Annotated in this window: 24 protein-coding genes, 1 tRNA gene and 1 pseudogene; 11 read left to right on the top strand and 15 right to left on the bottom strand. The window is 69.0% G+C overall.

Annotated elements, in window-relative coordinates:
* Positions 1–25: 25 nt before the first annotated feature.
* Entirely contained in the window at positions 26–877 is an 852-nt protein-coding gene (locus ACEWX3_RS09550) for a helix-turn-helix transcriptional regulator (RefSeq protein ID WP_374159276.1), read from the top strand.
* 72 nt (positions 878–949) lie between these two features.
* Here ACEWX3_RS09550 and ACEWX3_RS09545 read toward each other — a convergent pair whose 3' ends face one another.
* A complete protein-coding gene (locus ACEWX3_RS09545) occupies positions 950–1,840 on the bottom strand; it encodes an alpha/beta fold hydrolase (RefSeq protein WP_374159275.1) in 891 nt (296 codons plus the stop codon).
* A gap of 209 nt (positions 1,841–2,049) precedes the next feature.
* Between ACEWX3_RS09545 and ACEWX3_RS09540 the strand changes: the two genes are divergently transcribed.
* Positions 2,050–2,292, top strand: coding sequence for a hypothetical protein (locus ACEWX3_RS09540; protein WP_152518038.1), 243 nt, complete (start codon positions 2,050–2,052; stop codon positions 2,290–2,292).
* A gap of 184 nt (positions 2,293–2,476) precedes the next feature.
* On the opposite strand, the gene ACEWX3_RS09535 is transcribed toward ACEWX3_RS09540, so the two are convergent.
* Positions 2,477–2,560 (bottom strand) — tRNA-Leu (locus ACEWX3_RS09535).
* Between the two features lie 124 nt (positions 2,561–2,684).
* On the opposite strand from ACEWX3_RS09535, the gene ACEWX3_RS09530 reads away from it, so the two are divergent.
* The 4 genes and pseudogenes from ACEWX3_RS09530 to ACEWX3_RS09515 all read left to right on the top strand — a co-directional run.
* A complete protein-coding gene (locus tag ACEWX3_RS09530; protein ID WP_374159274.1) occupies positions 2,685–3,416 on the top strand; it encodes a hypothetical protein in 732 nt (243 codons plus the stop codon).
* Positions 3,397–3,774 (top strand): hypothetical protein, encoded by a 378-nt coding sequence (locus ACEWX3_RS09525; RefSeq protein WP_221362994.1) that lies wholly within the window; start codon positions 3,397–3,399, stop codon positions 3,772–3,774. The genes ACEWX3_RS09530 and ACEWX3_RS09525 overlap by 20 nt, the downstream gene beginning before the upstream one ends.
* A gap of 13 nt (positions 3,775–3,787) precedes the next feature.
* Positions 3,788–4,132 (top strand): DUF3817 domain-containing protein, encoded by a 345-nt coding sequence (locus tag ACEWX3_RS09520; protein ID WP_374159273.1) that lies wholly within the window; start codon positions 3,788–3,790, stop codon positions 4,130–4,132.
* A 29-nt stretch (positions 4,133–4,161) separates the two neighbouring features.
* Positions 4,162–5,325 (top strand): annotated as a pseudogene (locus ACEWX3_RS09515) (acyltransferase family protein); the annotation flags it as partial.
* On the opposite strand, the gene rdgB reads toward ACEWX3_RS09515, so the two are convergent.
* Genes rdgB through clpS form a run of 11 tightly spaced genes read right to left on the bottom strand, consistent with a single transcriptional unit; the run spans position 5,319 to position 12,774 of the window.
* Positions 5,319–5,930 carry an RdgB/HAM1 family non-canonical purine NTP pyrophosphatase gene (gene rdgB, locus ACEWX3_RS09510; RefSeq protein WP_374159272.1) on the bottom strand — a complete coding sequence of 204 codons (612 nt, stop codon included), beginning with the start codon at positions 5,928–5,930 and terminating at the stop codon, positions 5,319–5,321. The pseudogene ACEWX3_RS09515 and the gene rdgB sit on opposite strands and share 7 nt — an antisense overlap.
* Positions 5,931–5,935: 5 nt before the next feature.
* Positions 5,936–6,718, bottom strand: coding sequence for a ribonuclease PH (gene rph / locus ACEWX3_RS09505; RefSeq protein ID WP_152518042.1), 783 nt, complete (start codon positions 6,716–6,718; stop codon positions 5,936–5,938).
* A 33-nt stretch (positions 6,719–6,751) separates the two neighbouring features.
* On the bottom strand, positions 6,752–7,525 hold the full coding sequence (locus ACEWX3_RS09500; protein ID WP_152518043.1) for a cyclic nucleotide-degrading phosphodiesterase: 774 nt from the start codon (positions 7,523–7,525) through the stop codon (positions 6,752–6,754).
* 58 nt (positions 7,526–7,583) lie between these two features.
* Positions 7,584–8,429 carry a glutamate racemase gene (gene murI, locus ACEWX3_RS09495; RefSeq protein WP_207068395.1) on the bottom strand — a complete coding sequence of 282 codons (846 nt, stop codon included), beginning with the start codon at positions 8,427–8,429 and terminating at the stop codon, positions 7,584–7,586.
* The gene (locus tag ACEWX3_RS09490; protein ID WP_179967530.1) at positions 8,426–9,109 is read right to left on the bottom strand and encodes a rhomboid family intramembrane serine protease; all 684 of its coding nucleotides are present in this window, start codon (positions 9,107–9,109) and stop codon (positions 8,426–8,428) included. The genes murI and ACEWX3_RS09490 overlap by 4 nt, the downstream gene beginning before the upstream one ends.
* Positions 9,100–10,083: a cysteine synthase gene (locus ACEWX3_RS09485; RefSeq protein WP_207068394.1), complete on the bottom strand. Its 984-nt coding sequence runs from the start codon at positions 10,081–10,083 to the stop codon at positions 9,100–9,102. The genes ACEWX3_RS09490 and ACEWX3_RS09485 overlap by 10 nt, the downstream gene beginning before the upstream one ends.
* Positions 10,084–10,094: 11 nt before the next feature.
* Positions 10,095–10,376, bottom strand: a complete 282-nt coding sequence (locus tag ACEWX3_RS09480) for a MoaD/ThiS family protein (RefSeq protein ID WP_152518047.1) — start codon at positions 10,374–10,376, stop codon at positions 10,095–10,097.
* A gap of 25 nt (positions 10,377–10,401) precedes the next feature.
* Positions 10,402–10,815: a Mov34/MPN/PAD-1 family protein gene (locus ACEWX3_RS09475; RefSeq protein WP_374159271.1), complete on the bottom strand. Its 414-nt coding sequence runs from the start codon at positions 10,813–10,815 to the stop codon at positions 10,402–10,404.
* Positions 10,816–10,857: 42 nt separating this feature from the next.
* Entirely contained in the window at positions 10,858–11,880 is a 1,023-nt protein-coding gene (locus ACEWX3_RS09470; protein WP_374159270.1) for a P1 family peptidase, read from the bottom strand.
* A complete protein-coding gene (locus tag ACEWX3_RS09465; RefSeq protein ID WP_374159269.1) occupies positions 11,877–12,464 on the bottom strand; it encodes a DUF2017 domain-containing protein in 588 nt (195 codons plus the stop codon). The genes ACEWX3_RS09470 and ACEWX3_RS09465 overlap by 4 nt, the downstream gene beginning before the upstream one ends.
* A 7-nt stretch (positions 12,465–12,471) precedes the next feature.
* Positions 12,472–12,774, bottom strand: a complete 303-nt coding sequence (gene clpS / locus ACEWX3_RS09460) for an ATP-dependent Clp protease adapter ClpS (RefSeq protein ID WP_374159268.1) — start codon at positions 12,772–12,774, stop codon at positions 12,472–12,474.
* Between clpS and ACEWX3_RS09455 the strand changes: the two genes are divergently transcribed.
* From ACEWX3_RS09455 to ACEWX3_RS09445, 3 genes are all read left to right on the top strand, one after another.
* Positions 12,773–14,197 (top strand): nicotinate phosphoribosyltransferase, encoded by a 1,425-nt coding sequence (locus ACEWX3_RS09455; protein ID WP_374159267.1) that lies wholly within the window; start codon positions 12,773–12,775, stop codon positions 14,195–14,197. The two genes, clpS and ACEWX3_RS09455, sit on opposite strands and share 2 nt — an antisense overlap.
* A gap of 4 nt (positions 14,198–14,201) precedes the next feature.
* Positions 14,202–16,313 (top strand): ATP-dependent DNA helicase, encoded by a 2,112-nt coding sequence (locus ACEWX3_RS09450; protein ID WP_374159266.1) that lies wholly within the window; start codon positions 14,202–14,204, stop codon positions 16,311–16,313.
* Positions 16,314–16,415: 102 nt separating this feature from the next.
* Positions 16,416–17,861, top strand: a complete 1,446-nt coding sequence (locus ACEWX3_RS09445; RefSeq protein ID WP_374159265.1) for a peptidase — start codon at positions 16,416–16,418, stop codon at positions 17,859–17,861.
* On the opposite strand, the gene ACEWX3_RS09440 is transcribed toward ACEWX3_RS09445, so the two are convergent.
* Both ACEWX3_RS09440 and glgP read right to left on the bottom strand, forming a co-directional pair.
* Positions 17,858–18,703, bottom strand: a complete 846-nt coding sequence (locus ACEWX3_RS09440; protein WP_374159264.1) for a virginiamycin B lyase — start codon at positions 18,701–18,703, stop codon at positions 17,858–17,860. The genes ACEWX3_RS09445 and ACEWX3_RS09440 overlap by 4 nt on opposite strands.
* On the bottom strand, positions 18,700–21,339 hold the full coding sequence (glgP, locus tag ACEWX3_RS09435; protein ID WP_207068385.1) for an alpha-glucan family phosphorylase: 2,640 nt from the start codon (positions 21,337–21,339) through the stop codon (positions 18,700–18,702). Before glgP ends, ACEWX3_RS09440 begins: the two co-directional genes overlap by 4 nt.
* Before the next feature lie 245 nt (positions 21,340–21,584).
* On the opposite strand from glgP, the gene ACEWX3_RS09430 reads away from it, so the two are divergent.
* Both ACEWX3_RS09430 and glgB read left to right on the top strand, forming a co-directional pair.
* Positions 21,585–23,672, top strand: coding sequence for an alpha-1,4-glucan--maltose-1-phosphate maltosyltransferase (locus ACEWX3_RS09430; RefSeq protein ID WP_374159263.1), 2,088 nt, complete (start codon positions 21,585–21,587; stop codon positions 23,670–23,672).
* A gap of 4 nt (positions 23,673–23,676) precedes the next feature.
* Positions 23,677–25,899: a 1,4-alpha-glucan branching protein GlgB gene (gene glgB / locus ACEWX3_RS09425; protein WP_207068383.1), complete on the top strand. Its 2,223-nt coding sequence runs from the start codon at positions 23,677–23,679 to the stop codon at positions 25,897–25,899.
* Positions 25,900–25,922 lie beyond the last annotated feature (23 nt).

Raw genomic sequence — 25,922 nt, 5'->3', positions numbered from 1 at the left:
GTTTCCAGTAGTACCGTCGACAACCGTGACCGACTCCGCGTCGTCGGACAAGCTCTTGTCCAAATCGGCCAACCTCGTCCCGCACGGTCCTCGCCGGGTCATCGAACTGCGTCGCGGCGGCCGGGCGCTCGGCGGCAGCTACTTGTACGAGGGGGATGCGTTGATCACCGGGTGGCACTCGCACGAAGTGCACCAGATCGAGTACGCGCTGCACGGGGTCGTCGAGGTGGAGACCGATTGCGCGCACTATCTGCTGCCGCCGCAGCAGGCTGCCTGGATTCCCGCTGGGCTGGAGCACCAGGCCGTGATGAACCCCGACGTCAAGACCGTCGCGGTGATGTTCGACCGCTCTCTGATCGGCGACGGCGGTGACCGGGCGCGCATCCTGGCGGTGTCGCCGCTGATCCGCGAGATGATGATCTACGCGTTGCGCTGGCCGATCGACCGGGCGCAGGGCGACGAGACATCCGACGGGTTCTTCCGCACGCTGGCGGCGCTGGTCTGCGAGGCCCTCGATCACGAAGCCCCGCTGAGCCTGCCGACATCCGAGCACCCGATCGTGGCCGCGGCGATGGCCTACACCAAACAGCATCTCGACACCGTCACCTGCGACCAGGTCAGCCGCGCGGTGTCGGTGTCGGAACGCACACTGCGCCGGCTGTTCGCCGACACGCTCGGGCTGCCGTGGCGCACCTATCTGCTGCACGCGCGAATGCTGCGCGCGATGGCGCTGCTGGCCGCGCCGCGACAGACCGTGCAGGAAACGGCCGGCGCTGTCGGGTTCGACAGCGTCAGCTCGTTCACCCGCGCCTTCTCGCAGTTCTGCGGCGAGACGCCGTCGGCGTACCGGCGCCGGGTCGGCGGATCCGACCTTTGAACGGCCGGCTTGGTGAAGCGGCCGGGCCGGTCGGCCGGGCCGGGTCGCGGCCAGCCGGCTCAGTCGGGCCGGTCAGCGGGGCCGGGTCGCGGCCGTGGTCTTCCCTGGGCTGGTCGCGGCGGGCCTGGTCGTCGCAATGAAGTCGTCGAGCAGGTCGACCACCTCGGCGGGTTTCTCGACGTGCGGGAAGTGGCCGACGCCGGGCAGCACCTCGAGGCGGCAACCTGCGCGCAGCTGGCAGAGCGCGTAGCCGTGGTCGACGGGGATGATGTGGTCCTGGTCGCCCCAGATCACCATCAACGGCGTCTCGGCGGTCAGATGCAACCGGTTCAACGCGCTGACCGCCTGCCCGCGATAGTCGACGACCGAGCGCAGCGTGCGCAGGAAGGCCTGCCGAGTTTGGGCATCGGACAGCGACGAGTACGCGCTCCACATCTCCGCACCGCGCGGCGACTGGATGTTGGCCGCGGAGAACCAGCTCCGCAGTTTCTCGCCCGCCCGCACCACCGGTGGCGGCGCGATCAGCGGCATGATCAGTTCGGCCCCCGGCGCGGACAACAGTCGCAGCGTCCACCCGACGTCCTGACCGAGCCCGCCGCTGCTGATCAACACCAGACGCTGGCAGTAGTCCGGATGCTGGTACACGAACTGCATCGCCACGCCGCCGCCGAGGGACTGCCCCACCACCGTCACGCGGTCGACACCGAGTTCGTCGAGCAGGTCGCGCAACGACACCGCGAATGCGCCCAGCGAGTAGTCGCTGCGGGGCTTGGCGGACTGGCCGTGACCGAGCAGATCCGGCGCGATGACCCGGTAGCGCTTGGCCAGCTGTGGCAACACCGCACGCCAGGTGTCGGAGCTTCCGGCCATGCCGTGCAGAAGCAGCAGGGTCTCCGGGCCGCTGCCGACGTCGCGGTAGGCCACCTGGTCGCCGTGCAGATCCAGATACTTGAGCTCACTCATGGGCATGGAGTCCCCCGTAGATTGCGGATCACTCGCCATGGTGGCAGATGAGGTGCCCGCCACGCGGACCAGGTGGGCCTCGAGACAAATAGCCGTCAGTGGTGAGCCGGGTCACCGGCAGCGCACCGTGGTGGTTCGAACACGAGGTTTCGCTGATCGCGGGTGGGGTATTTACGGTCCAGTCAAGCACCGCGCGAGAAGGAGTGACCATGGCTGAGCGGGCCGCAGGATCGGATGATCCGTTCAACGAGACCGTCGCCACCACGGGACTCTTCTTGCTGATCACGGCGATCATCGCGCTTGCGTTCGCGCTCGCGAGCTGGACCATGGCCGAGACCGTCATCGGCGCCTTCGCCGGAGCGGTCGCGCTGCTGAGCTTCGTGTCGAGCATCCTGTGCTTCAAGGCGCAAGCGACTGAGCCGACCCCGGCTCCAGCCGAGGTGGCGGCCTGATTCGCCGAGCGTGATCCGTCCCCGAGCGTGAGCTCAGTGCGAAAAATCAGCCGACTTTCGCAATGGCTTCACACTCGGCGGAAGTGCGCTGGGGGACCTGAACCCGATGTCTTGCCCACCGACGTGTAGGGATGACCTAGGCAACGGTCGAACACCCTCAAAACCTGGCGCATCTTCCGGATTGTGCGGGCGGTGGGACTCGAACCCACATGTTCTTTCGAACACGGGCACCTAAAGCCCGCGCGTAAACCAATTTCGCCACGCCCGCGACGGTCGAATCGTATCAACTCCTCGTGTGTCGGACCCCGCCCGTAGCTTCAGCGACAGGTTGAAGGAGACGCGCGGTGACGAGATCTCGTGAAGAGTTCGAGTATGTGCAGAGGTTGATTGCCATGGACATGAACGACTGCGCGATCGCGAGGGCCACGGGCATTCCGCGGAAGACGGTCTGGCAGTGGCGGCATCAACCACCGACGACGCGCCGGAGGTCCGTCACTTCGAAGTCGTGCACGGTCGACCACCTCGACGCCGGGCTGCCGGCGGCTCCCTACGCCTATCTGCTCGGGCTCTATCTGGGCGATGGCTGTATATCGCTTGCCGGCCGCAGCTACCGAATCCGGATCACCTGCGACAAGCGCTATCCAGCGATCATCGCGCGTTGCCGCGTAGCGATCAATGCCCTATTCCCCCACCAAAATGCCGGGGTTTACTGGCGCCGAACCCGATGCGCCGACGTGTATCACTACTCACGACATTGGCCATGCCTACTGCCACAGCATGGGCCCGGCCGCAAGCATCACCGCGAGATCGCGCTGTTGCAGTGGCAGCAGAGAATTGTCGATCAGGAGACCGAGGAGTTCGTCCTCGGACTCATCCACAGCGACGGCTGCCGTGTCGTCGCCAACGATCGCGGAGTCCAGAGCGTGCGGTACCACTTCAGTAATCGGTCCGAGGACATCCTCGGCCTTTTCACCGATGCCCTCGACGCGTTGGGTATCCCATGGCGACGTTCCAACAAGCACACGATTTCGATATATCGCAAGGCTGCTACGGCACGATTGGACGAGTTCATCGGACCCAAGGACCGCGCGGTACCGTTGAACGGTGTCCACTACGCGGCGTAGGAGGCCGGCGCTCATCCTGTTGGTGATCGCCGCGGCCGGTGGCTGCCTGGGCCTGGCCTGGTGGCAGTGGACCCGCTTCGAATCGACCGCAGGCGATTTCCAGAACCTGGGCTACGCGTTGCAGTGGCCGCTGTTCGCCGGCTTCTGCGTGTACGCGTACTTCAAGTTCGTCCGCTACGAAGAAGCACCGCCCCCGAGCCCCTCCCAGGACGGGGTCACCGAACTTCCCGCCGGGCTGCTTCCGGAGCGGCCCACCGCTGCGCCGCAGGACGACGCCGATCCCGCGCTGCAGGAGTACAACGCCTACCTGGCCGAACTCGCCAGGAACGACAGCGACGCCACCCCGACCCGAGAATGACAGGACGCCGCCCGTGACCGCACCCGACTCCCCCGCCCCCACCACACCCGTCGACCAGATCCGCAAGGCTCTGCTCGGTTACCGGGTGTTGGCGTGGGCGACCGGCCTGTGGCTGATCGCGCTCTGCTACGAGATGGTGATGAAGTACGGCTTCAACGACGACTCGCTGGGCTGGATCGCGGTCGTGCACGGCTGGGTGTACTTCGTGTATCTGCTGTTCACCGCCAACCTCGCGGTCAAGGTGCGCTGGCCGATCGCCAAGACCGTCGGGGTGCTGCTGGCCGGCACGATCCCGCTGGTCGGCATCATCGTCGAGCACTTCCAGACCCGGGCCATCAAGGAACAGTTCGGGGTCTGACCCCGCGCGACCTGGCTACACTCGACGAGGTGTCAGCCAGCCCCGGGGCGCGCACTGGCGCCGCACCTGAGGTGGCCGGACACCACGACCCCGCCCTCACCGGAATCCGCGCCGTTGCCGCGCTTCTCGTCGTCGCCACGCACGCCGCGTTCGCCACCGGCTACCTGAACCACGGCTACCTCGGGAACGTCTACGCCCGCCTGGAGATCGGGGTCGCGCTGTTCTTCGTGCTCTCGGGGTTCCTGCTGTTCAGCCCGTGGGCGCAGGCCGCCGCCGACACCACCCGGCGCCCGTCGACGCAGCGCTACCTGCGCCACCGGGTCCGACGGATCGTGCCGGCCTACGCGGTGGCTGTCGTCGTGACGTTCGCGGTGTACACCGTGTTCACCCCCGGGCCCAATCCGGGCCAGTCCTGGTACGGGTTGCTGCGCTATCTGACTTTCACCCAGATCTACACCGACAGTTACCTGACCACGCTGCTGCATCCGGGGCTTTCACAGATGTGGAGCATGGCGGTGGAGGTGGCGTTCTACGCGGTGCTGCCCCTGCTGGCCTACCTGCTGCTGCGCCGCGGCTGGCGGCCCCGGCGCGTGCTGGTCGGGCTGGCGCTGCTGGCCGCGGTGACACCGGTGTGGGTGCTGCTGGTCACCACCACCGACCTCCTACCCCATTCGGCGGGCATGTGGCTGCCGGCCCACCTGGCTTGGTTCGCCGGCGGCATGGTGCTCGCGGTGTTGCGCTGCCTCGGGGTTCGATGCCGCGCAGCGGTGGCGATCCCACTCGCGCTCGCACTCTTCCTGCTGGTGTCGACGTCGCTCGGCGGCACCCTGCACGGCCCCGATCCCGCCTCCGCACCGGTCGTGAAGGCCGTCGGGTACGCAGTCATCGCGACGCTGGTAGTGGCGCCGCTGGCGCTGAGTAACCACGCGCCGCTGGCGCCCGGAAGCCACGCGCCGACGGTGCTCGCCGATCGCGGCGGGTACGCACGGGTGCTGGCCAGCAGACCGATGGTGTGGCTGGGCGAGATCTCCTACGAGATCTTCCTGCTGCACTCGATGCTCATGGCGGTGGCACTGCACCTGGTGCTGGACTGGCCGTTGTTCACCGGCTCGATGCCGGGTCTGATTGCCACGACGCTGGCGCTGACGGTGCCGGCCGCCTGGCTGCTGCACCGGGTCACCGCGCCTCAGCGAACCAGGGCCCGCAACGCGGGGACGAGCGCCGCCAGCGCCAGCCCGCGATGGGAGACGGCGTCCTTATCTGCAGGGCTGAGTTCGGCGGCTGTGACCGCCGAACCGGCGGGCAGGAAAACCGGGTCGTAGCCGAATCCGCCCTCGCCGCGCGGCGCACGCACGATGCTTCCGGCCCATTCGCCGCGCACCACGAGGCTGTCGCTCTCGGCCGGCCCGGTCACTAGAGCGCACGCCGAAACGAAGGCCGCGCCGCGGCGCTCGTCGGGGACGTCAGCAAGTTGGCCCAGCAGCAGTGCCGTGTTCGCGGCGTCGTCACCGTGACGGCCCGACCAGCGCGCGCTGAGCACTCCGGGCATCCCGTTGAGTGCGTCGACGGTCAGGCCGGAGTCGTCGGCGACGGCGGGTATACCCGTGGCGGCAAACGCATCACGGGCCTTGGCCAGCGCGTTCTCCTCGAATGTGGCGCCGGTTTCGGGAGCCTCGTCGAACGCCGGGACGTCGTCGAGGGACAGCAGCGTCAACCCTGACACCCCGGCCGCCTCGAGCACCCGGTTCAACTCCGCCAATTTCTTGCGGTTGCGTGAGGCCACCAGGACCCGGGTCATTCCGGTCAGCTTCCGAACGCCTTCTTCGGCGGTTCACCGGACACCGGCAGCTCGCCGGGATAGGGCAGCTCCAGCGCCGCTTTCTGGATCTCGAACAGCTCGTCGCACGCGGCCATCGCGGCGTCGAGCATCTTGTCCAGTGTCGACCGCGGGAACGTCGCACCCTCACCGGTGCCCTGGATCTCGACCAGCGTGCCGGTGTCGGTCGCGACCACGTTCATGTCGACCTCGGCGCGGGAGTCCTCGGTATAGGGCAGGTCGACGCGGATCCGACCGTCCACGACTCCGACGCTCACCGCGGCGATCGCACACGACAGCGGCCGCGGATCGGTGAGCCGGCCCGCCGCCGACAGGTAGGTGACCGCGTCGGCCAACGCGACGTAGGCGCCGGTGATGGCCGCCGTCCGGGTGCCACCGTCGGCCTGCAGGACGTCGCAGTCGATCGCGATCGTGTTCTCCCCCAGAGCGCCCAGGTCGATGCAGGCGCGCAACGATCTGCCCACCAACCGGCTGATCTCCTGGGTGCGTCCGCCGACCCGGCCCTTGACCGACTCGCGGTCGGAGCGGTCGTGGGTGGCGGCGGGCAGCATCGCGTACTCGGCAGTCAACCAGCCCTGCCCGGAGCCCTTGCGCCAGCGCGGCACGCCTTCGGTGACGCTGGCGGTGCACATCACCCGGGTCTGACCGAATTCGACCAGCACCGATCCCGCCGGATGCGTGGTGAACCCACGGGTGAGGGTGACAGGGCGCAGTTCGTCGTCGAGTCGGCCGTCTTCTCGTCTGGACACGGGGCCAACCCTATCGGCTCGCCACGACGCCACTCAGGAGCGGGTGACGGCGAAAGTCTCGTTGCACACCACGGCGTGCACCGGACCGTCGAACTCGGCTTTCGCCTCGCTGATGATGTCCTCCCGCGACGTCCAGGGCGGGATGTGGGTCAGCAGCAGTTCCGACACGCCGGCGCGCGCGGCCGCCCGACCCGCCTCGGTACCGGACAGATGCAGCCGGGGCGGCCGCGACGGCGAATGCGTCCACGACGCCTCGCACAGAAAAACGTCGGCGTCGCGGGCCAGATCGATCAGCGCATCGCAGTAGCCGGTGTCTCCGCTGTAGACCAGCGTGGCGCCGGACGGGTCGGTGATCCGCATGCCGTAGGACTCGGTGGGATGGCACACCAGCCGCGGCAGCACGGTCAACGCCCCGATCTCGACCGGCTGGTTGTCCACCCAGTGCCGCACGTCGAAGATGTCGGTGAAGTCGTCGATCTCGCCGCCCTCCGGCGAGGACGCAGCCCCGAGCCGCGCCCAGGTGTTGGCCGGTCCGTAGACCAGTCCTCGCTCCGGCGCCGGGCTGGGATGGTAGCGGCGCCAGACGAACAAGCCGGGCAGGTCGAGGCAGTGATCGGCGTGCAGATGAGACAGCAGCACGTGCACGGAGTTGGGGTCGGCGTGCCGTTGCAGTGCGCCCAACACCCCGCCGCCGAAATCGAGAACCAAGGGTGGCGTATCGGGTGCGGTCACCAGATATCCCGACGCCGGCGAATCAGGGCCGACCACACTGCCGGAGCAACCCAGGACGGTGATTCGCACGTTCACTAGCTTGCCATGCCCGCCATGGACGTGACGAAAACATCGCCGCTTTCGGCGACGAACGTCATGATCGGCTGTCGGCGTGACGTCGTACCGGCCGGACCCCGTCGAGTGTCGGCCCGAGGAACCGCGCAGCCAGGTCGGTGAAGGCCTCGGGATCGCCGGTGGCCTCGAACAGCCGGGTCGGCCGGGCGGGTCCGGGCAGGCCGTTGCCGGCCTGCGGACGCAGCAAATCCCTCTCGGTGAGGACCCGCAGCAGGTCCTTGGCGGTTTCCTCGGCACTGGACACCAACGTCACGTCCTCGCCCATGGCGAGCTGGATCAGCCCGGACATCATCGGGTAGTGGGTGCACCCCAGCACCAGCGTGTCCACCTCAGCGCGTTGCAGCGGCTCCAGATAACCCTCGGCCAGACCGAGGACCTGCCGGCCGCTGGTCACGCCGCGCTCGACGAAGTCGACGAACCGCGGACACGCCACCGCGAACACCTCGGTGTCGCGCGCCGCGGCGAAGGCGTCCTGGTAGGCGCCGGACGCGATCGTCGCCGCGGTGCCGATGACGCCGATGCGACCGTTGCGGGTGGTCGCCACGGCGCGGCGGACGGCCGGCAGGATGACCTCGACCACCGGTACCGGCGCATAGCGCTCGCGCGCGTCCCGCAGACAGGCCGACGACGCGCTGTTGCACGCGATGACCAGAGCCTTCACCCCACGCGCGGCGAGGTCGTCGCCGATCGCCAACGCGTGGCCACGGATCTCGGGCACGGTGAGCGGACCGTACGGACCGTTGCCGGTGTCGCCCACGTAGATGATGTCCTCGTCGGGCAGCTGGTCGATCACCGCCCGCGCCACCGTCAGCCCGCCGACCCCGGAGTCGAAGATGCCGACCGGGCGCAGCGCGTCGGCGCTCACCGGCCCAGCGACGGCGGCTGCACCGGTCGACGCAACGCCCTCGCCTTCCGTTCGGGACCCGAGAGCAGATAGGCGGCCAGCACGCCGGCCAGGGCTCCGCTGAGGTGACCCTGCCATGACACCCCGAAGGTGCCCGGCAGCACGCCCAGCAGGATGCTGCCGTAGACGAACAGCACCACGACGCCGATGACGATCTCCCAGATCGTGCGGGTGAAGAAGCCGAACAGGATCAGGAATGTCAGCCAACCGAAGATCAGGCCCGACGCGCCGATGTGGTTGGTCTCCACCACGACACCCCGGTAGGAGGGGGCACCGACGTTGCCGATCAACCAGGTACCGAACCCACCGACGATCCAGATGATGGCGGTGGCGAACAGGAAGCGGGACAACCCCGCAAGCGTCATCAGGAAGCCGAGCACCAGCGCCGGGCCGGTGTTGGCCATCAGGTGCTCCCAGTTGGAATGCAACAGCGGCGCGAACAGGATCCCGGTCAGGCCGTCGGTCTCCAGGGGGCGGATCCCGTTGCGGTCGAGCTGGTGTCCGGTCAACGAGTCGAACAGTTCGACCAGCCAGAGCAGGACGACGAACGACACAATGGTCAGTCCGCCGACCAGCCACACCGGGCGCTTCGTGGGCTGCGAGGGTGGCCCCGCATAGCCGCCGGCGCCCGTCATGCCCATAGTTGCCCTTCCAACGCGTCCTCCGCGTCATCCAGGCTACCGGCGTACGCGCCGGTCGACAGATACTTCCAGCCGGCATCGCAGACGGTGAACGCGATGTCGGCACGCTCACCGGCCTTGACCGCCTTGGCCGCCATGCCCAGCGCGGCGTGCAGGATGGCCCCGGTGGAAATGCCGGCGAAGATGCCCTCGACCTGGATCAACTCCCGGGTGCGCCGCACGGCGTCGAAGGCGCCGACGGCGAACCGGGTGGTCAGCACTCGCGGGTCGTAGAGCTCGGGGATGAAGCCCTCGTCGATGTTGCGCAACGCGTACACACCTTCGCCGTAGCGCGGCTCGGCGGCGACGATCTGCACGTCGGGCACGTGTTCGCGCAGGTAGCGTCCGGTGCCCATCAGGGTGCCGGTGGTGCCCAGCCCGGCCACGAAATGCGTGATCTCGGGCAGGTCGGCCAGCAGCTCGGGCCCGGTGCCGTCGTAGTGCGCAGCGGTGTTGGACGGGTTGCCGTACTGATAGAGCATCACCCAGGACGGATGCTCGGCGGCCAGCTCCTTGGCGTGTGCCACCGCGGTGTTGGAGCCGCCCTCGGCGGGCGAGAAGATGATCCGGGCGCCGTAGAGCTCCAGGATCTGGCGGCGCTCGATCGAGGTGTTCTCGGGCATCACACAGACCATCTGGTAGCCCTTGAGCATCGCGGCCATGGCCAACGAGATGCCGGTGTTGCCACTGGTCGGTTCCAGGATGGTCGCGCCGGGCCGGAGGCGGCCCTCGCGTTCGGCGTCCTCGATCATCCGCAGCGCGGGCCGGTCCTTGATCGAGCCGGTGGGGTTGCGGTCCTCCAACTTGGCCCACAGCCGCACGTGCGGGGCGGCCCCAGAGTCAGGGGACCCGCCGTCCCACAACGGCGAGAGCCGTTGCAGGCCGACGAGCGGGGTGTTGCCCAGCGCCTGGAGCAGCGAGTCGTACCGGGTCATCGCGGCGGGTCTCAGCCTCCTGCCACGGCGGGCAGGATGGTCACCGAGTCTCCGTCGGAGATGGTGGTCCCCAACCCGCCGGAGAAGCGGACGTCCTCGTCGTTGACGTAGATGTTGACGAAGCGTTGCAGCTTGCCCGGATCGGCCGGGTCGACGAGACGCTCGGAGATACCGGAGTAGTTGGCCTCGAGGTCGGCGATGACCGCGCTGAGCGTGTCACCGGAGGCGCTGACACGCTTCTCCCCACCGGTGTGGGTGCGCAGGATGGTTGGGATCGACACGGTGACAGACATGGATCGGGTGGTTCCTTTCACGCGTTCAGTACTGCTCGACGATCTGGACGGGCTCTTCGGTCACGACGCCGTCGACGATGCGGTAGCTGCGGAGTTCGTGAGCGTCGGGGTCGCGGGTGGACACCAGGACGTAGTGGGCTTCGGGTTCGGAGGCATACGAGATGTCGGTGCGGCTGGGATAGGCCTCGGTCGCGGTGTGCGAGTGATAGATCACGACCGGGGCTTCGTCGGCGTTGTCCATCTCACGCCACACCTTGAGCTGTTCCCCGGAATCGAACCGGTAGAACGTCGGCGAGCGCTCGGCGTTGACCATGGCGATGAAGCGCTCCGGCCGATCGGAGCCCTCCGGGCCGGCGATCACCCCGCAGGCTTCGTCGGGATGATCGGCCCGCGCGTGCGCGACCATCGCGTCGACGAGGTCGGCACGGATCGTCAGCACCGGACCCCCTTCGTTGCGCCGCCCTGTTTCACACTTCCTCTTTCATTCGAACGCTCCCGGCAACAGACCACGGTAGGTCGGTATTCCAGCGAGCTCTTCAGCAGCCAGAACACCGACCAGCACGGCGCGGGCCAGGCAGTCCGCCGCCGCTGCGCCGACGGCGGTGATCAGCGGCACCTCCGGCGACATCGACGCCGGGGTCGTCGGATCGGGCACGACCTCGACGGCACCGGTGGCCAGTGCGAACACCGTATCGCCGTCCATCGGGGTGTGGCACGGGCGGATGGTGCGCGCCAGCCCGTCCTGCGCCGCGACCGCCACCCGGCGGCAGCCCGCCGGGCTGAGCGCCGCGTCGGTGGCCACCACCGCGATCGTGGTGTTCAGGGGACTGAGCTCGCCGTGACGATCGGCATAGGCCCGACGCTCATCGGCCGGCGGCGGCACCAGCGAGAACTCCTCGATCTGATAGGCCAGCCACGGCAGCCCGGTGTCGGGGTCGACGACGTCGCCGGCAGAGTTGACCACCACCAGAGCGCCGACCGTGACGCCGGACGCCAGGGTCACCGACGCCGTGCCGACACCGCCCTTGAGGACCCCGGCGCGGGCACCGACACCGGCGCCCACCGTGCCGATGCCGACCTCGACGCCGGCCGCCTCGGCGGCGCGGTAGCCGAACTGGGCGTCCGGGCGGCACTGCCAGCCCCCCACCGGCAGGTCGAAGATGACGGCGGCGGGCACGATGGGCACCACACCACCGTCGAGTGCCACGCCTCGCCCGTGAGGTTCGAGCCAGCTCATCACGCCGTCGGCGGCGGCCAGCCCGTAGGCACTGCCTCCGGTGAGCACCACCGCGTCGACGTGCCGCACCGAGTTACTCGGATCCAGCAGGTCGGTCTCGCGGGTGCCCGGGGCGCCCCCGCGCCCGTCCACCGCGCCGACGGTGCCGGGCGGGGTCAGCACGACCGTCGTGCCGGTGGCCCAGCCCGACCCGAGCTGGGCGTCGGGGTCGATGCGGTGATGGTGACCGACGAGGATGCCGCCGACGTCGGTGATGCTTCCGCTCACGACCTGTGATTTCCCATCAGACTCAACACCAGGTACTCCTGCAGCACCGTCAACCACTGGTACACGTCGAGGTGGCCGGCCATCGGGTGGTCACCGGGCAGCCGGTCCGGACCGTCGGGGCCGATGTCGAGCATCGTGCCCAGCGCCAGCCGGACGTCGTTGACCGCCGAGGCCCACGCCTGCGCATCGTCGTCGCTGAGCTCGAACTTGCCGCCGCCGGCCGGGACGGTGTCGAGCAGCCGTTGCGCCGCTTCACGTTTGGCGTCGATGATCTCGGGCTCGTGCAGGCTGCGCAAAGCGCTGTTGAGGCTCTCCGCGGTACCCGAACCCGCCGGATGCTCGGTGGCTTGGCGGTAGAAGTCGGGCAGCAGCCGCTTCATCGTGTCGTCTTGCGGGGGAACGGAATTGCCCGTGCGCATGCCGGTGATCTCGGTGAGTTCGTCGGCCGGCGCCGACGACTCACGGTCATCGAGCATCCCGACCATCGACGAGACCAGGCTGCTCAGCAGGTCAGCCTCGTGGGCGGCCAATGCTGAGCGGTAACGCGGCCCCTCGGGGCCCTCGACCCGTTTCCATTTACGCACCGGCCGGTCAGCGATCCTGCTGCAAGGTTGCCCACAGCCCCGCGGCGTGCAGTTTGGACACGTCGGCCTCCATCGACTCCCTGGTACCCGCCGACACGACCGCCCTGCCCTCCTGGTGCACCTGCATCATCAGTTTCGTCGCGTGCGGTTCGCTGTAGCCGAAGAGCTTCTGGAACACATAGGTCACGTACGTCATCAGGTTCACCGGATCGTCCCAGACGATGGTCACCCAGGGGACGTCTGCCGCGGCGTCCTCGACGACGTCCTCGTCCTCGCGCGTTCCCGGTCGTGCCTCCGCCGGCGTCACCATGCCGTCGAGAATACCGGGGACGCGGTGCTGGTTCGAAGTCACGCCGACCCGATACGGTTGGCCGGTGACTTCGTCGACGAGCGGGCCTGCCGGTTCAATCCCCGGCCTGCCGGTCGCGCTGCTGACCGACAAGTACGAACTGACGATGCTGGCAGCGGCGCTGCGCGACGGCACCGCCCACCGCCGCGCGACCTTCGAGGTGTTCGCCCGTCGCCTGCCCGCGGGCCGGCGTTACGGCGTGACCGCGGGTACCGCCCGCCTCCTGGAAGCGTTGCCGCAGTTCAGGTTCGACGATGCTGCTCTGGAGTTGGTGTCCGGCTTCTGCGACGACGAGACGATGCGGTACCTGGCCGACTACCGGTTCACCGGCGACGTGGACGGTTACCCGGAGGGCGAGTTGTACTTCCCGGGCTCGCCGGTGTTGTCGGTGCACGGCAGCTTCGCCGAGTGCGTGGTCCTCGAGACGCTGGCACTGTCGATCTTCAACTTCGACTCCGCGGTGGCCTCTGCCGCCGCGCGGATGGTCGGCGCGGCCGGTGGTCGCCCGCTGATCGAGATGGGTTCCCGGCGCGCCCACGAGCAGGCCGCGGTCGCCGCCGCGCGCGCGGCCTACCTCGCCGGTTTCACCGGGTCGTCGAACCTGGAGGCGCAGCGCCGCCACGGGGTGCCGACGTTGGGCACCAGTGCGCACGCGTTCACCCTGCTGCACACCGTGGCGGGCCAACAGCAGTCCGACTGGGAGCGCGCCGCGTTCCGCGCCCAGGTCGACGCGCTGGGGGTGGAGACCACGCTGCTGGTCGACACCTACGACATCACCGCCGGGGTCGCCAACGCCGTCGCGGTCGCGGGCCCGCAGCTGGGCGCGGTCCGGATCGATTCCGGCGACCTGGGCATCCTCGCCGGTCAGGTGCGCAAACAGCTCGACGGCCTGGGTGCCACCTCGACTCGCATCGTGGTCTCCGGCGACCTCGACGAGTTCGCCATCGCCGCGCTGCGCGCCGAACCCGTCGACATGTACGGCGTGGGCACCTCGGTGGTCACCGGGTCGGGTGCACCGACAGCCGGAATGGTCTACAAGCTCGTCGAGGTCGACGGCATCCCCGTCGAGAAGCGCAGCAGCCACAAGGAATCCCACGGCGGACGCAAACACGCGACGCGGGTGGCCAAGGCGTCGGGCACGATCGTCGAAGAGGTGGTGCACCCCGTCGGGGCTTCGCCGCAGACACCGGACGGGCTCGCGGCCCGCGCGTTGACGGTGCCGCTGGTGCGCGACGGCGAACCGGTGGCGGATCTGAGCCTGGAGGCTGCCCGCCGCCGCGTCGCGCAGGGGCTGCGGAGCCTGCCCTGGGACGGGTTGAAACTGTCCAAGGGCGACCCTGCCGTCCCCACCCGGATGATCGCCCCCGCCGCGCACCGCGGCTGACGCGATGTCCGAGATCTCCGGGGTGTCCGAGTCGTCGCAGGTGTCCGAGTCGTCGCAGGTGTCTGAGTCGTCGCAGGTGTCTGAATTGGCCGAGGAGTCGGCGGTGTCGGCCGCCTCCGAGCCGGCTGAGACCGAGACCAGTGAGATCCGCCGCTTGCTGGCCGCGGCCGTCGAGGGACTGGGGGGCGCACGCCGCGACGGTCAGATCGCGATGGCCGAGGCGGTCGCGCGCGCGTTCGCCGACGGTGAGCATCTGGCCGTGCAGGCGGGCACCGGCACCGGTAAGTCCCTGGCCTACCTGGTGCCCGCGATCGCGCAGGCCCTGACCGACAACCGGCCGGTGGTGGTGTCGACGGCGACGATCGCCCTGCAGCGACAGCTGGTCGACCGCGACCTGCCCCGCCTGGCGGACTCGCTGACCGCTGCCCTGCCCCGCCGACCCGACTTCGCACTGTTGAAGGGACGAGGGAACTACCTGTGTCTCAACAAGATTCACAACGGCAGCAGCGGCGAGCCGGAAGACCGGCCGCAGGAGGAGCTGTTCTCCCCAACCGCGGTCAGCGCGCTGGGTCGCGATGTGGCCCGACTGACCGAGTGGTCGTCGTCGACGTCGACCGGTGACCGCGACGAGTTGAGCCCCGGCGTCCCCGACCGGTCGTGGGCGCAGGTCAGCGTGTCGGCGCGGGAATGCATCGGGGTGTCCCGGTGCCCGTTCGGCACCGACTGTTTCGCCGAGCGGGCCCGTGAGCGCGCCGGCCGCGCCGACGTCGTCGTCACCAACCACGCGCTGCTGGCCATCGACGCCATGGGCGACGCCAACGTGCTGCCCGAGCACGACCTGCTGATCGTCGACGAGGCGCACGAGCTGACCGATCGGGTGACCAGCGTCGCGACCGCCGAGTTGTCCGCCACGTCGCTGGGTGTCGCACAGCGGCGCGCCGCGCGAGTGGTGCCCGCCGAACTGGCGCAACGGCTCGACGCCGCTGCGGCGACACTCACCTCGGCGATCTTCGAGGCTCAGCCCGGACGGATCGACGTCCTCGACGACGAGCTCGCCACCCATGTGACCGCGGTGCGGGACGCGGCGAGCGCGGCGCGCACCGCCATCGACACCTCGCCGTCGGATCCGAAGTCGGCGTCCGCCCGCGCCGAAGCGGTCACAGCGCTGCTCGACGTCAGCGATACCGCCGCGCGGATCCTGGATTCGTTCGTGCCCGCGATCCCCGACCGCACCGACGTGGTGTGGCTCGAACGCATCGAGGACACCCGCACGGGGACCCGGGTGTTGCTGCGAGTCGCGCCGCTGTCGGTGGCGGGGTTGCTGCGGCACCGGCTGTTCGACCACACCACCACAGTGTTGACGTCGGCGACCCTGACCATCGGCGGCAGTTTCGACGCGATGGCCCGCGACTGGGGTCTGGCGAGCGCCACCGACGACAAGGCAGCGGCATGGCGTGGCCTGGATGTCGGATCGCCCTTCGACCACGCCCGCTCCGGCATCCTCTACGTGGCCGCGCACCTGCCGCCCCCCGGCCGGGACAGCACCGGCACCGCAGAGCAGCTCGACGAGATCGCCGCACTGATCGCGGCCGCCGGCGGAAGGACCCTGGGACTGTTCTCCTCCATGCGCGCGGCCAAGGCCACCGCCGAGGTCATGCGGGAACGGCTCGACACCCCGGTGCTGTGCCAAGGCGACGACAGCACCTCGGCACTGGTAGCCCGCTTCGCCGCCGACGAGCCGACCTCGCTGTTCGGCACGCTGTCACTGTGGCAGGGCGTGGATGTGCCCGGGCCGTCGCTGTCGTTGGTGCTCATCGACCGGATCCCGTTCCCGCGCCCCGACGACCCGTTGCTGACCGCCCGCCAGCGCGCCGTGGCGGCCCGCGGCGGCAACGGATTCATGGCCGTCGCTGCCACCCACGCCGCACTGCTGCTGGCCCAGGGCGCCGGCCGCCTGCTGCGCCGGGTCGACGATCGCGGCGTGGTGGCCGTACTGGACTCCCGGATGGCCACCGCACGCTACGCCGGATTCCTGCGCGCGTCGCTGCCGCCGTACTGGGCGACCACCGACGGCGCAGCCGTGCGGGCGGCGTTGCAGCGCCTGCGGGCGGGCTGAACCGGATCGTCTCGACCGCGCCGGTGAGCCGTGCGTCGAACTATTCTGGCATCGGGTCCGTTGCGGGCGGTCAGCTCCCGCGCCGCCGCCGAAGGGAGTGCCATGGGTCGACGACGGCTGGTGGGCGCGACGGTCGCCGTCTGCTCAGTACTGCTGGGCACCGCCTGCTCGACGGCGGTGCAGGGTGAGGCGGTGTCGGTGTTCCACGATCCGTTCAACGTGGCCGGGATGCCGGCCACCGACGGTCCCAGCGGCCTTCGGCCGGGCGCGTCGGGCCCCGACCGCGACATCGAGGGTTCCGACGGCGGCAGGATCGACGAGTTGGCCGGCGGCGCGATCAGTGACATCGAAGAGTACTGGCAGACCGCCTATCCGGCGACCTTCGACGACGAGTTCAGTCCCGCCAGCGCCCTGATCTCCTGGGACGCCAACGGTTTCGACGGAGTGTTCTGCGAAGAGGACACCTACGGACTGGTCAACGCCGGCTTCTGCTATCTGGACCGGTCCATCGGATGGGACCGCGGTGAGCTGTTGCCGTCGCTGAAGCGTGCGCACGGAGACATGGGTGTGGTCATGGTGCTGGCCCACGAATACGGCCACGCGGTGGCCCGGCAGTCCGGCATGGCCGACGAGGACACCCCCACACTGTTGTCCGAGCAGCAGGCGGACTGCCTGTCCGGGGCGTACATGCGCTGGGTCGCCGAGGACAGCTCGCCGCGCTTCACCCTCAACACCGGCGAGGGCCTGAACAACGTGCTGGCCGGCGTCATCTCGTTCCGCGACCCCGTGCTGACCGAAGGCGATCCCGATGTCGGTTACGACGAGCACGGCTCGGCGTTCGAGCGCGTGTCGGCGTTCCAATTCGGCTTCACCGACGGCCCGAACGCGTGCGCCGCGATCGACATGCGAGAAATCGGCCAGCGCAGGGGGGATCTGCCCGTGCTGCTGCCCGAGGACCAGACGGGGGAACTACCGGTCACCGAGGACTCGGTGTTCTCCATCGTCGAGGCGATGGACATCCTGTTCGCGCCCGCCGATCCCCCGGCGCTCAGTTTCGATGCGGCCGAGGCCGACTCCTGCGCCGATGCCCGGCCCAGCCCGCCGGCGTCCTACTGTCCGGCGACCAACACCCTCGTCGTCGACCTGCCCGCCCTGCAAGACCTCGGCGCTCAAGCTGATCCGACGGACGCCGCGACGCTGGCCATCGGCGACAACACCGCCTATTCGGTGCTGATGTCGCGCTACATGATGGCCCTGCAGCATCAACGTGGCGGTGTCGCGCTCGACGACGCCAGCGCCGCGCTGCGCACGGCCTGCCTGACCGGGGTGGCGACGGTGAAGATGTCGAAGGAGGTCACGACCCCGGATGGCAACACGGTGGCGCTGACCGCGGGCGATATCGACGAGGCGGTGTCGGGCATTCTGACCAACGGCCTGGCGGCGGGCGACGTCAACGGCGAAACCGTGCCGTCCGGCTTCTCCCGGATCGACGCGTTCCGGCTCGGTGTGCTCAGCGACACCGAGAGGTGCTTCCAGCGGTTCCCCTAAACCGGCAGCCGCAGAACATAACCCGCCTCCAGTGCCACCCACAGTGCGCCGTCGGCGGCGACGGCCATGCCGTGCGGTTCGCTGCCTGCCGGCAGGTCGATGGTCACGACGTCGCCGTCGGCGCTGACTCGTGCGATCTGGTCGGCGCCCCACAGGCTCACCCACACACCGCCGACCGGGTCGGGCACCAAGGCGTGGGGCTTTCCCGGCAGGTCGAGTTCCTGGATCGCATCGTCGACCGGGATGCGGCCGATGCGCTCGGCCGCGATCGCGGTGAACCACACGCAGTCGTCGTGGGTGGCGCAGATGCCCACCGGCCCGGATCTCGGCGTCGGCACCTCGCGCGTCGTCAACCGCCCGGTGAGGTCGAGCCTGCCGATCGCGCCGGCCTGGTTCATGGTGAACCACAGCGCTCCGTCCGGGCCCGCGGTGATCATCGACGGCATACCGCCGACGGGCCACTCCTGCACTGTGCCGTCGTCGTCGAGCCGGCCCACCACACCGCTGCCCGTCGCGGTGTACCAGAGTGCGCCGTCCGGCCCGACGGCGAGACCGAATGGCGCACTGCCGGTGCTCAATTCGACTGCGGACTGGTCACCGTCGATCGTGATGCGGCCGATTCGGTCGTCACCGGCGCGGGTGAACCACAGCGCTCCGTCGCGCGCGGCGGTGATCAGTGACGGCCGGCTGTCCGGGGCCACCGCGAATGTGGTCAGCGCACCGCTGTTCGTCACCCGCGCCACGGCTCCGCCGTGGACGAGCGTCACCCACATCGCTCCGTCGGGACCGGCCGCCACCGCATACGGCCCCCCGTCGACGGGAACCTCGAGCAGCGCCGTCACGCCAGCGTGACCAGGCCCAGCTCCGCCTCGCCCGAAAGCAGACGATGATGGGGCAGCACGCGCACGGTGTAGCCCACCGGCCCGGTGATCGGTAGCGACATCGTCGCGGTGAACACGTCGGCGCCGTGATCGGTTCGCCCGGTGTGCGTCATCGGCACAGTGACGGGGTCCAGCAGCGTCGCGCCGGCATCCACCCGGCCGATCAGCGCCTGCACCGCGACATCGGTGGCCCGCAGTCCGTCGAGTCGCACGAGCGCGGTCAGCGTCAGCTCCGAGCCCAGCAGCGGCGTGTCCGGCAACCCGGAGCTGTCCACATCCTCGATCGAGATCCGCGGCCATGACCGCTCCACGCGGTGCCGGTAGGCGGCGAGTTCCCGTGCGGCACCGAACGGCTCGGCGAAGTCACCGGCCCCCGCCGACACCGGCTCGATGGTCTGGCGCAGCGAACGCGCCGCCGGGAAGTAGTACTTCTCGGCGTACTCCTCGACCATGCGTGAGGCCAGCACCTTGGGCCCCAGGTCCTGGAGGGTGTGGCGGACCATCTCGACCCACCGCCTCGGTACCCCGTGTCCGTCCCGGTCGTAGAACTTCGGCACCACCGCCTGCTCCAGCAGGTCGTAGAGCGCCGCCGCCTCCAGGTCGTCGCGACGGCCGTCATCGGCCAGACCTGCGGCGGTGGGGATCTCCCAGCCGTTCTCCCCGTCGAACCACTCGTCCCACCAGCCGTCGCGGATCGACAGATTGAGCCCGCCGTTGAGGGCGCTTTTCATCCCCGACGTGCCGCAGGCCTCCAACGGCCGCAGCGGGTTGTTCAACCACACGTCGCAGCCGTGGTAGAGCGTGCGCGCCATCGACATGTCGTAATCGGGCAGGAATGCGAAACGGTGCCGCACGTCGTGGCGGTCGGCGAAGCGCACGATCTGCTGGATCAACGCCTTGCCGCCGTCGTCGGCCGGGTGGGCCTTGCCGGCGACGATCAACTGCAGGGGTCGCTCGTCGTCGAGGAGCAGCCGGGCCAACCGGTCGGGGTCACGCAGCATCAGTGTCAGCCGCTTGTAGGTGGGCACCCGCCGCGCGAACCCGATCGTCAGTGCGTTGGGGTCGAACGCGGTGGCGATCCACCCGAGCTCTGCCTCGGCCGCGCCGCGCTCCAACCACGACCGGCGCAGCCGCCGCCGGACGTCGTCGATCAGCGCCTCCCGCAACTGGCCGCGGATCCACCACAGATGGCCGGGGTCGACCTTCTGCAGACGCTCCCAGACGTGCGGTTCCCGCAACTGGGCCAGGTCGTCGGCGCCGAGCAACTCCCTGCCGAGCTCCAGCCACTGCGGCGCGGCCCACGTCGGTCCGTGCACGCCGTTGGTGATCGACCCGATCGGGACCTCGGCCGCGTCGAAACCCGGCCAGAGCTCGCTGAACATCTCCCGGCTGACCCGTCCGTGCAGCAGCGAGACGCCGTTGGCGCGCTGAGCCAGCCGCAGCCCCATGTGGGCCATGTTGAATTTCGCCGGGTCGTCTTCGGCGCCGAACGACAGCACCCGGTCCACCGGGACGCCGGGCAGCAACCGCGAGCCATGGCCGTCCGGCCCCGCGCCGAAATAGCGCTCCACCAGATCCAGCGGGAACCGGTCGATACCGGCCGGAACCGGGGTGTGGGTGGTGAACACGGTCGACGAGCGGACGACGGCCAGCGCCGTGTCGAAGTCGAGCCCGGCCTCGATCAGTTCGCGGATCCGCTCGACACCGAGGAAGCCGGCATGGCCTTCGTTCATGTGGAAGACCTCGGGACCGGGCAGGCCCCGAAGTTCGGTGAACGCACGGATCGCGCGGACGCCGCCGATGCCGGCCAGGATCTCCTGCCGGATGCGGTGCTCCTGGTCGCCGCCGTACAGCCGGTCGGTGACGGTGCGCACGTCGTGGTCGTTCTCCGGGATGTCGGAGTCGAGCAGCAGCAACGGGATCCGACCCACCTGGGCGATCCAGATCCGCGCCGAGAGCGTCACGTCGTCGGGCAACGTGAGCTCGATCAGGACCGCTTCGCCGTCGGCACCGGTGAGCAGACGCAGCGGCAACCCCTGCGGATCCAGCGAGGGGTAGTTCTCGTGCTGCCATCCGTCGGCGGTCAGCGATTGCCGAAAGTATCCGGAGCGGTAGTGCAGGCCGACCGCGATCAGCGGCAGTCCCAGATCGGAAGCCGACTTCAGATGGTCGCCGGCGAGGATGCCGAGCCCGCCGGAATAGTTGGGCAGCACCTCGGCGACGCCGAACTCCATCGAGAAATACGCGATGCCGTGCGGCAACGCCACCGCGGGGGCGTTGCCGTCGCTGACCTCGGCGGCGCGCTGCTGGTACCACAGCGGACGGGTGAGATAGTCCTCCAGCTCAGCGTCCAGCGTCTCGACCCGCTGGACGAACGACGGGTCGGCGGCCAGCTGCTCGAGTCGCTCGGGACCGACGTGGCCGAGCATCGCCACCGGGTCGCCTCCGGTGTCCTGCCACAGCGCGTCGTCGATGGACTGGAACAGGTCCTGCGTCGGCTTGTCCCAGGACCAGCGCAGATTCGTCGACAACCGCTCGAGCGGGGCCAGCCGGTCGGGCAGATGAGCGCGGACGGTGAACCGGCGAAGGGCTTTCACCCGTGTCACCTTACTGGCGACCGGCAAACACGCCATGCGTCCCGCGGCCGTCGCCGATCGGGCGATCGGTCGCTCCCGCTTCGCCCTCCGCGTGATTGAGCTGCGCACTACGGTGGGTATAGGCGCGAGAGGGCTGTTGAGGGATCTGTGAACGAACCGGTCGACGAAGAACCGGACGACGACGACACTCCGCGCAGGGTTGCGCCGGTTGTGCGCCACGGCAGGAAGTGGGAGGAAACGGATCAGTGACCGCGGGCCGTATCGAGATCGATGACGTTGCACCTGTGGTGTCCGGTGGGCGTTTCCCCGCCAAAGCGGTGGTGGGCGAGGTGGTGCCGGTGACCGCGACCGTGTGGCGGGAAGGACACGATGCGGTCGCCGCGACGCTGGTGGTCCGTTATCACGGACCCGGCTATCCCCCGCTCGCCGAGGAACCCACGGGGTTGGCCCGGCCGCAGGCGGTGCCGATCGACGAGGTGGTGACGCCCGCGTCCCGGATACGTCCCACCACGTACCCGATGGCGACGGGGCGCACTCCGGACGTGTTCCACGGCCAGTTCACCCCCGATGCCGTCGGTCTGTGGACCTACCGGGTGGACGGCTGGGGCGATCCCATCGCGACATGGCGGAGCCACGTCATCGCCAAGCTCGACGCCGGCCAGAGTGAGGGCGAGCTGGACAACGACCTGATGGTGGGCGCCCGGCTGCTGGAGCGGGCCGCGACCGGGGTGCCCCGGCAGGACCGCTATCCCCTGATCCTGGCGGCCGAGCGGCTGCGCGAGCCCGGCGACCCGTTCTGGCGGGCGGGTCCGGCGCTCGCGCCGGAGGTGACCGAACTCGTCGACCAGTACCCGCTGCGCGAGCTGGTCACCCGCGGCGAGCAACACGGCGTGTGGGTGGATCGGCCTCTGGCCCGGTTCAGTTCGTGGTACGAGCTGTTCCCCCGCTCGACCGGCGGCTGGGACAGTTCCGGGCACCCCGTGCACGGCACGTTCGCGACTGCCGCCAAGGCGCTGCCGCGTGTCTCGCGGATGGGCTTCGACATCGTCTATCTGCCCCCCATCCACCCGATCGGCAAGGTGCACCGCAAGGGCCGCAACAACAGCGTCACCGCCGGTCCCTCCGACGTGGGATCGCCGTGGGCGATCGGCAGCGACGAGGGCGGCCATGACGCCGTGCACCCCGACCTCGGCACGATCGACGATTTCGACGAATTCGTCGCCGCCGCCCGCGGCGAGGGGCTGGAAGTGGCGCTGGACCTGGCACTGCAGTGCGCGCCCGACCACCCGTGGGCGCGTGAGCACCCCGAGTGGTTCACGGTCCTTCCCGACGGCACCATCGCCTACGCGGAGAACCCGCCCAAGAAGTATCAGGACATCTACCCACTGAATTTCGACAACGACCCGGCCGGCCTCTACGAGGAGGTGCTGCGGGTCGTCCGGTACTGGGTTTCCCACGGGGTCAAGGTGTTCCGTGTCGACAACCCGCACACCAAACCGCCGAACTTCTGGGCCTGGCTGATCGGGGAGGTCAAGAACACCGACCCCGATGTGCTGTTCCTGGCCGAGGCGTTCACCCGCCCGGCGCGCCTGTTCGGGTTGGCCAAGCTGGGCTTCACCCAGTCCTACACGTATTTCACCTGGCGCACCGCCAAATGGGAGCTCACCGAGTTCGCCGAGTCGATCGCCGAGCACGCCGACTACAGCAGGCAGAGTCTGTGGACGAACACGCCCGACATCCTGCACGAGAGCCTGCAGCACGGCGGCCCCGGAATGTTCGCCATTCGCGCCGTCATGGCCGCGACGATGAGCCCGACCTGGGGCATGTACTCGGGCTACGAGCTGTTCGAGCACCGTGCGGTGCGTGAGGGCAGCGAGGAGTACCTGAACTCCGAGAAATACGAGCTGCGGCCGCGCGATTTCGACGCTGCGCTGGCTGACGGCGAGTCACTGGAGCCGTTCATCACCCGGCTCAACGAGATCCGCCGGGTGCATCCGGCTCTGCACCAGTTGCGCACCATCACGTTCCACCACATCGACAACGACGCGTTGCTGGCCTACAGCAAGTTCGACCCGGTCACCGGTGACCAGGTGCTCGTCGTGGTGACGCTGAACCCGTTCGGCCCCGAAGAAGGCACTTTGTGGTTGGACATGGCCGCGCTGGGAATGGAACAGCAGGACCGGTTCTGGGTGCGGGACGAGATCACCGGAGAGGAATACCAGTGGGGTCAGAGCAACTACGTGCGACTCGAGCCGGCCCGTGCCGTCGCGCACGTGCTCAACATGCCCCAGATTCCAGCCGACCAACGAATGACCCTTCTGCGTAGGGAGTGACCACATGACCAACGCGTCCAACCTGACCGACCAGATCGAGAGCCCGCATCTGCGGCCGCACACCGCCGACCTGAACCGGTTGCTGGCCGGTGAGCACCACGACCCGCACTCGGTGCTCGGCGCCCACGAATACGACGACCACACGGTGATCCGGGTGTACCGCCCGCACGCGGCGAAGGTGAACGCTCTGATCGGCGGTGCCCGTCATCCGCTGACCCACATCGAGGCCGGGCTGTTCGCCGTCGCGGTGCCGTTCACCGACCTCGTCGACTACCGCCTCGAGATCAGCTACTCCGAGGACGAGTCGGGGTTCGTCCACACAGTGGCCGACGCCTACCGGTTCCTGCCGACCCTGGGCGAAATCGACCTGCACCTGTTCGCCGAGGGTCGCCACGAGCGTCTCTGGGAGGCGCTGGGTGCACACCCCCGGAGCTTCACCACCCCCGACGGTGAGGTCACCGGTGTGTCGTTCGCCGTGTGGGCACCCAATGCCAAGGGCGTCAGCGTGATCGGCGACTTCAATCACTGGGGCAACGAGGCCCAGATGCGCGTGTTGGGCTCCACCGGCGTCTGGGAGCTGTTCTGGCCCGGCTTCCCCGAAGACGGGCTCTACAAGCTGCGTATCCACGGCGCCGACGGCGCGGTCACCGAGCGGGCCGACCCGATGGCCTTCGCCACCGAGGTGCCCCCGCAGACCGCGTCGCGGGTGTTCCAGAGCGACTACACCTGGGCCGACGAGGACTGGATGGCCCAGCGTGCCCTGCGCAATCCGGTGTTCGAGCCGATGAGCACCTATGAGGTGCACCTGGGTTCGTGGCGTCCGGGCCTGAGCTACACCGAGCTGGCCGAACAGCTGACGAAGTACGTCGTCGACCACGGGTTCACCCATGTCGAGATGCTGCCGGTGGCCGAGCACCCGTTCGGCGGTTCCTGGGGTTACCAGGTCACGTCCTACTATGCACCGTCGTCCCGCTTCGGTTCGCCGGACGAGTTCCGCCACCTCGTCGACACATTGCACCAGGCCGGGATCGGCGTGCTCGTCGACTGGGTGCCGGCGCACTTCCCCAAGGACGCGTGGGCGCTGGGCCGCTTCGACGGCACGCCGCTCTACGAGCACGCCGACCCGCGCCGCGGCGAGCAACTCGACTGGGGTACCTATGTGTTCGACTTCGGCCGCACCGAGGTCCGCAACTTCCTGGTCGCCAACGCGCTGTACTGGCTACAGGAGTTCCACGTCGACGGCCTGCGTGTGGACGCGGTGGCGTCGATGCTCTACCTGGACTACTCGCGTCCGGAAGGCGGCTGGACACCGAACCAGTACGGGGGGCGGGAGAACCTCGAGGCGGTCCAGTTCCTGCAGGAGATGAATGCGACCGTGCACAAGGTCAGCCCCGGCATCGTCACGATCGCCGAGGAGTCCACGTCCTGGCCGGGCGTGACCCGCCCGACGAACCTCGGCGGGCTGGGCTTCTCGATGAAGTGGAACATGGGCTGGATGAACGACACGCTGGAGTTCATCAAGCGTGACCCGATCTACCGGACCTACCACCATCACGAGATGACGTTCTCGATGCTCTATGCGTTCAGCGAGAACTATGTCCTGCCGATCAGCCACGACGAGGTGGTGCACGGAAAGGGCACGTTGTGGGGCCGCATGCCCGGCAACGACCACATGAAGGCGGCCGGGATCCGTGGTTTCCTGGCCTACCAGTGGGCGCATCCGGGCAAGCAGCTGCTGTTCATGGGGCAGGAATTCGGACAGCGCGCCGAATGGTCCGAGGAGCGTGGCGTGGACTGGTTCCAGCTCGACGAGCACGGGTTCTCCGACGGCATCCTGCGGCTGCTGACCGACGCCAACGAGATCTACCGCACCCGCCGGGCGCTGTGGTCCCGGGACACGCAGCCCGAGGGCTACTCCTGGATCGACGCGAACGACTCGGCCAACAACGTGCTGAGCTTCCTGCGCTTCGGCGACGACGGTTCGTCGATGGCGTGCGTGTTCAACTTCTCCGGCTCTGAGCACGCCCGCTACCGGCTGGGGCTGCCGCACGCCGGGAGGTGGCGCGAGGTGCTCAACACCGACTCGGACACCTATCACGGCTCCGGAATCGGGAACTACGGTGCCGTCGAGGCCAGCGACGAACCGTGGCACGGCCGGCCGGCTTCGGCGGTGATGACGCTGCCGCCGCTGTCGGCGTTGTGGTTCGAACCCGAGTCAGCCCCGTAGGAGACGCGCAGACTGGTCCGGCA

The organism is Mycobacterium sp. G7A2, assembly GCF_041902445.1.
Classification (GTDB): Bacteria; Actinomycetota; Actinomycetes; order Mycobacteriales; family Mycobacteriaceae; genus Mycobacterium.
Note: the sequence above shows the minus strand (reverse complement) of the source record. Positions and strands in the feature narration are given on the sequence as shown.

Bases quoted from the DNA above. Each gene is read 5' to 3' on its own strand.
- ACEWX3_RS09545 (WP_374159275.1), bottom strand. From the start codon at position 1,840: ATGAGTGAGCTCAAGTATCTGGATCTGCACGGCGACCAGGTGGCCTAC.
- ACEWX3_RS09540 (WP_152518038.1), top strand. From the start codon at position 2,050: ATGGCTGAGCGGGCCGCAGGATCGGATGATCCGTTCAACGAGACCGTC.
- ACEWX3_RS09530 (WP_374159274.1), top strand. From the start codon at position 2,685: ATGGACATGAACGACTGCGCGATCGCGAGGGCCACGGGCATTCCGCGG.
- rdgB (WP_374159272.1), bottom strand. From the start codon at position 5,930: ATGACCCGGGTCCTGGTGGCCTCACGCAACCGCAAGAAATTGGCGGAG.
- ACEWX3_RS09490 (WP_179967530.1), bottom strand. From the start codon at position 9,109: ATGGGCATGACGGGCGCCGGCGGCTATGCGGGGCCACCCTCGCAGCCC.
- ACEWX3_RS09485 (WP_207068394.1), bottom strand. From the start codon at position 10,083: ATGACCCGGTACGACTCGCTGCTCCAGGCGCTGGGCAACACCCCGCTC.
- ACEWX3_RS09480 (WP_152518047.1), bottom strand. From the start codon at position 10,376: ATGTCTGTCACCGTGTCGATCCCAACCATCCTGCGCACCCACACCGGT.
- ACEWX3_RS09455 (WP_374159267.1), top strand. From the start codon at position 12,773: ATGCCGTCGAGAATACCGGGGACGCGGTGCTGGTTCGAAGTCACGCCG.
- clpS (WP_374159268.1), bottom strand. From the start codon at position 12,774: ATGGTGACGCCGGCGGAGGCACGACCGGGAACGCGCGAGGACGAGGAC.
- ACEWX3_RS09450 (WP_374159266.1), top strand. From the start codon at position 14,202: ATGTCCGAGATCTCCGGGGTGTCCGAGTCGTCGCAGGTGTCCGAGTCG.
- ACEWX3_RS09445 (WP_374159265.1), top strand. From the start codon at position 16,416: ATGGGTCGACGACGGCTGGTGGGCGCGACGGTCGCCGTCTGCTCAGTA.
- glgB (WP_207068383.1), top strand. From the start codon at position 23,677: ATGACCAACGCGTCCAACCTGACCGACCAGATCGAGAGCCCGCATCTG.